At 58.5% G+C, this 5,446-nt stretch carries 2 protein-coding genes; both read right to left on the bottom strand.

The window, feature by feature from the left end; genetic code table 11:
* On the bottom strand, positions 1–3,053 hold a 3,053-nt coding region (locus AC3B8H_RS17985), incomplete at its 3' end, for a non-ribosomal peptide synthetase (protein ID WP_488442919.1).
* Positions 3,050–5,446, bottom strand: a 2,397-nt coding sequence (locus AC3B8H_RS17980) for a non-ribosomal peptide synthetase (protein WP_488442918.1), incomplete at its 5' end; no start/stop codon positions are given. The genes AC3B8H_RS17985 and AC3B8H_RS17980, both read right to left, overlap by 4 nt.

The raw sequence follows: 5,446 nt of genomic DNA, 5'->3' as shown, positions 1-5,446 counted from the left end.
GGCATGGCATCCAGAACCACGAAGACGCTCGGTAGCAAGTAGTCCGGTAAGGCGTGTTTGAGTTGGGCTTTCAATTCGTCTATTTGCAACGTGCCGGCTTGGTCTTCCACCAGATAGGCCACCAGCCGCTTGTCGCCGGGCTGGTCTTCTCTCGCCACCACCACGGCTTCCTTGACTGCCGGCTGTTTCAGCAACTCGGCTTCGATTTCGCCGAGTTCTATCCTGAAGCCTCTGATCTTGACTTGATGGTCGATGCGGCCCAGAAACTCGATCGCACCGTCGGCCCGGTAACGGCACACGTCGCCAGTTCGGTATAAGCGGCCGCCGCCGGCCAGGAAGGGGTCGGGAATAAAGCGTTCGGCCGTCAGCTCGGGGCGGTTCAGATAACCGCGCACGATACCGGCGCCGCCGATGTAAAGCTCGCCGACCACGCCGACCGGCAGCGGATTGAGATATTTGTCCAGAATATACAGGCGGACGTTGGCGACCGGCCGGCCGATCGCCAACGTCCGGCCAAGGTCGTCCAAGCCGGCTTGGTAAACGCTGCTCCACACCGTGCCTTCGGTCGGGCCGTATTCGTTGTAGAGTTTGGCGGCCGGCAAAGCGCTGAAATGGCGCTTGACCACCTCGGTCGCGCAGGCTTCGCCGGCAACGATGGCGGCCTTTAGGCTATTCAGCCGTTCGGGCGCTTGTTCGAGCAGTAATCCGTACAGCGACGGCAAGGCCAAAAGATGCGAAACCCGCCGACGCTCGATCAGGCCGGCCAAGGCCGCCGGATCTTTACCTGTCTCTTCGCTCGGCAAACACAGGCAGCCACCCTGGCCCAGCGTCCAGAAGATGCCGGCCACCGAACTGTCGAAGGCGAACGATGACAATAATAAATAGGCCTCGACCGGATCGGCATAATACGCAAACCGTGCTTGGGTCGAATGCAAGGCATTACCGTGCGTCACCGCCACGCCCTTGGGACGGCCGGTCGAACCCGAGGTGTAAATGATATAGGCCAAGTCCTGCGGCCGGTTGCGAATCACGGGATTATGCGCGGGGTAAAACGCCGCCTGTAGCCAATCGGCGTCCAAATAAAAACTGCGCCGCCGATCGAAGCCCGTTACCTCGGCCAAACCGGAACGGGTCAACAGCAGACTGACACCGGCATCGTCCAGCATGTACCGCAAGCGCTCTTGCGGATAGTGAGGATCGAGCGGCACGTAAGCCCCACCGGCCTTCAAAATCCCCAGCAAGCCGATCACCATCTCCAACGAGCGCTCGATGCAGATACCGACCAACACGTCGGGACCGACGCCGTGGGCCACCAAATAATGCGCCAATTGATTGGCCTTGGCGTTCAGTTCGGCGTAGGTCAGACTTAAGCCTTCGAAGCTCAGTGCAACGGCAGTCGGCGTTCTTTCGGCTTGAGCCTCGAACAAGCCCTGTAAGCAAGATACATCCGGGTAGTCGCGGGCGGTCACATTCCAATCGAATAATAATTGCCGCGTCTCGGCCGCGGATAACATGGCGATTTCGGCAACGGCTTTATCGGGATCGTGGCGCAAGGCCTCGACCAAGCCCTCAACAACGCTTCGCACATAGCCTGCGATACGCAATGGATCGATTCCCGGCGCGGCCTGCACGGTCAAGGCGAAATCGTCACCGAAATCATCGACCGCCAAGGTCAACGGGTAATTGCTGCGTTCCTCGCAGAACACTACCCGCGCCCCCTCCCAAGCCGTCAAGACCTTATCGTCCGCCTCGACGATGGCCGCATGCCGGTAATTGATCATGGTCGTAAACAACGGCACGCCGGACGGCACGGCGCTGCAGCGTTGCGCTGTCGCCAACGAAGCTTGTTCGTGCGCCAGTAAGCTATTCAAGCGCCGATGGGTTAACGCAACCACCTCGCTGCAAGCGCGCCACCCTAACAGCACGCGGATCGGCAAAGTATTGATGAACATCCCAACGGCCCGCTCGGCGCCGGCACCGCCGTGCAAACGCCCGGACAATACCGTGCCGAACACTACGTCGTCGCGGCCGCTGCAACGCCCCATCACCACCGCCCAAGCGGTGTGCAGCAAACCGGCCGGACTAACGCCGCAACCGCGCGCCGTATCGCGTATCCGCCTCGATACCTCTTTTTCCAAGCGCAAGCCCGCCTCTTCGACTTTACCGCCGTCACCTTGCACGTTCAATATACCGAACGGCGCTGTGGCCTCGTCGACGTCGCCCAGTTGCTCTTGAAAATAAGCCTCGTGCTCGGTCTGCGCCGTGCGGTGCATCCTGGCGATGAAATTTCGGTATGGCAAAGGCGTCGGCAATTCGCCGCCGAGGCCGGCCAGTAACAGGCGGATTTCCGACAACACCAGCTGCAAGGTATAGTTGTCGTCGATCAAATGATGATTCAGTAACACTAAGCGCCAACCCAAGCTGTCTTGCTCAGCTGCAATGAAAGCCTGCAATAAAGGCGCCTGTTGCAGATTCATCCGCCACTGCCTGGGGTCCGTTGCCGCCAACAAACGGGCTTCGGCGTCGCCGCCGGATAAGTCATGTACCGGCAATTTCGCCCGGCGCTGCACGACCTGCACCGGCCGCCGCAAGCCTTGCCAATACATGCCGCTACGCAAAATATCGTGCCGCTCGATCACGGTTTGCAACGCCGCGAGAAAATGGTCCAAATAACGCCGATTTTCGAAGACGATTTGAGTGCGCGTCACGTAAGGATCGCCCTGGCTTTCCAGCAAATGATGAAACAAGATGCCTTCCTGCAAAGGCGCCAACGGATAAATATCTTGAATATTGGCGCCGCCGCCATCGACGTTGGCGACGATGGCATCGATTTCTTCCTGGCTCAATTCGACCAAGGTCAACATTTGCGGCGTAATCGAGACATCATGGCCGTTGCGCAAAGCAGTCAGCAAGCCTTGCTTATGAAGCTTTAGCCGAGCCAACAAGTCTTCGTCCATCGCCCCGTGCGGCGCACGTATCACCAACTCGCCCTCGTCTTCCGATAAGGCGATATTCCGGGATTTCAGCAGTGAAAAAACAGCATTCAAACTCATAGCCGGAATTCCTCCATCGACGTATTCGCGGACAATGAAAAAGCATCGGAAATAAGATTCGGCGGTATCCAGTCGGCAGCCTCGTCGTCGGCGATCGCTGTCGCCAGATCCGCCAGCAGCGGCCGGGCGAATACCTCGCGGGCCGGCAAGCACCACCCCCTTTGCCGCAGGCGCTCGGCCAGCGTTAAGGCCAACAAGGAATGGCCGCCCAATTCGAAGAAATGATCGTTACGGCCGACGCGCTCGAGCTCCAATAAATCTTGCCAAATTTCGGCCAACGCCGTTTCCACTTCGCCTTGCGGCGCTTGGTATTCCCGGCCTAATAAAGTCTCTGAGTCCGACACCGGCAAACTGCTTCTATCGAGCTTGCCGTTGGCATTCAACGGTAAGGACGGCAGCACCACGAAAGCCGCCGGCAACATGTAATCGGGCAAATCGGCTGCCAACTGCTTACGCAATTCGCTAAGCGATAATTCGCCGCCGGAACGGCTGGTCAAATAAGCCACCAAGCGCTTGTCGCCTAAATGATCGCTGCGAGTAACCACGACCGCCTCGCCGACGCCGTCGCAGGCGGCCAAACGGCTTTCGATCTCGCCTAATTCGATGCGAAATCCGCGCAACTTGACTTGAAAATCGTTGCGGCCTAGATAATCGATGCCACCGTCGGCGCGCCAACGCCCCAAGTCGCCAGTTTTATAAAGCCGCGCCCCCACCGCAAAAGGATCGGGTAGAAAACGCTCGGCGCTCAAGGCCGGCTTGCGGCAATAACCGCGACCGACCGCAACGCCGCCGATATAAATTTCGCTTATAACCCCCAACGGAACCGGCTGCAAAGCGGCATCGAGGATATAAAGCCGAGTATTGGCAATCGGCCGGCCGATAGGTGGCGGCGAACCGCTATCGTCCGGTTGGCACGGCCAGGCCGCCACGTCAACCGCCGCCTCGGTCGGCCCGTATAGATTATGTAAGGCCACGTTCGGCAAGACCTCTTGAAACCTTGTAACCAAAGCCGCCGGTAAGGCTTCGCCGCTGCATAGCACTTGCCGCAAGGAACGGCATTTTTCCGCATCCAAGCCGGGCAAAAAAGCCTGCAACATCGATGGCACGAAGTGCAAAGTCGTCACGCGTGCCGCTTCGATCAAGTCCTGTAAATAGTCGGGTTCTTGATGGCCTTTAGGGCGGGCCAGTACCAACTCGGCACCCGCCAATAACGGCAAAAAAAACTCCCAAACCGACACGTCGAAGCTGAAGGGCGTTTTCTGCATCACCTTATCGCCAGCCGTCAGCCGATATTGGTCTTGCGCCCACAACAGGCGGTTAACCACCGCATCGTGCTGGTTCATCGCTCCTTTGGGCTGGCCGGTAGAGCCGGAGGTATAAATGACGTAAGCGAGATTGGCCGGTGCCAAACCCATGGCCGCCGCGTCGGGATTGGCATCGGAGCGCAAGGCGATCGCTGCCTCGGTATCGCCATCGTCGAGCAATAGTGTCCGAACGCCGGCAAGCGCCTGTTCCGACCAATGCCCGCATACGCTTTGTCGGCTAATCAACAATCTTGGCTCGCAGTCGGCCAGCATAAACCTAAGCCGTTCGGCCGGATACTCGGGATCAAGCGGTACGTAAGCAGCGCCGGCTTTCAAGATAGCCAACAACGCAACCACCATGTCCAACGAACGCTCCAGACAAACGCCGATCAGAACTTCCGGCCCCGCGCCGCGCCCGATCAGCTCGTGAGCCAAGCGATTGGCTTTGGCGTTCAACTCGGCATAACTCAGGCAATCGGCCTCGAAACGTAAGGCGGCAGCGTTAGGGGTCTTAGCCGCTTGAGCCTCGATCAAGGCATGAACCAAACGCGGCCGACGGCGATAATCGCACTCCGTGGTGTTAAATCCCACGACGATCCGCCGGTATTGATCGGCCGGTAAAGCCGTCAATTGCCGCAAGGATTGCTTAGGCTCGGCCGCCGCTCGTTCCAGCAAAGTCCGTAAATGCTCAGCCATCCGTTCTATCGTTTCGGCGGCGAATAAGTCTTTGGCGTACTCGAAACCGCAGGCTAAACGCCCCTCCCGTTCATCGACGAATAAGGTCAAATCGAACTGGGCGGCACCGTTGTTCACCGTCAAAGGCGAAACCTGCATATCCGCCATCCGAAACTCCGCCGTCGGCACGTTCTGCACCGCCAGCATCACCTGAAATACCGGTGCGTGGTTGGGATTGCGTGGCGGATTCAATACCTCCAGCAGCCGGCCGAAACTCAGTTCTTGATGGTTTTGGTCTTGTAACGCCTGCTCGCGGATTTGCGCCAACCAGTCGGAGAAGGTCATTTCGCCATCGATGCGGCAACGTAACACCAAGGTATTGACGAAAAAACCGATCAACTCGGCGGTCTGGCT

This window comes from Methylomonas sp. BG-2 (genome assembly GCF_057766305.1).
The sequence above is the reverse complement of the archived record's forward strand: the minus strand, read 5'-3'. Positions and strand labels throughout refer to the sequence as shown.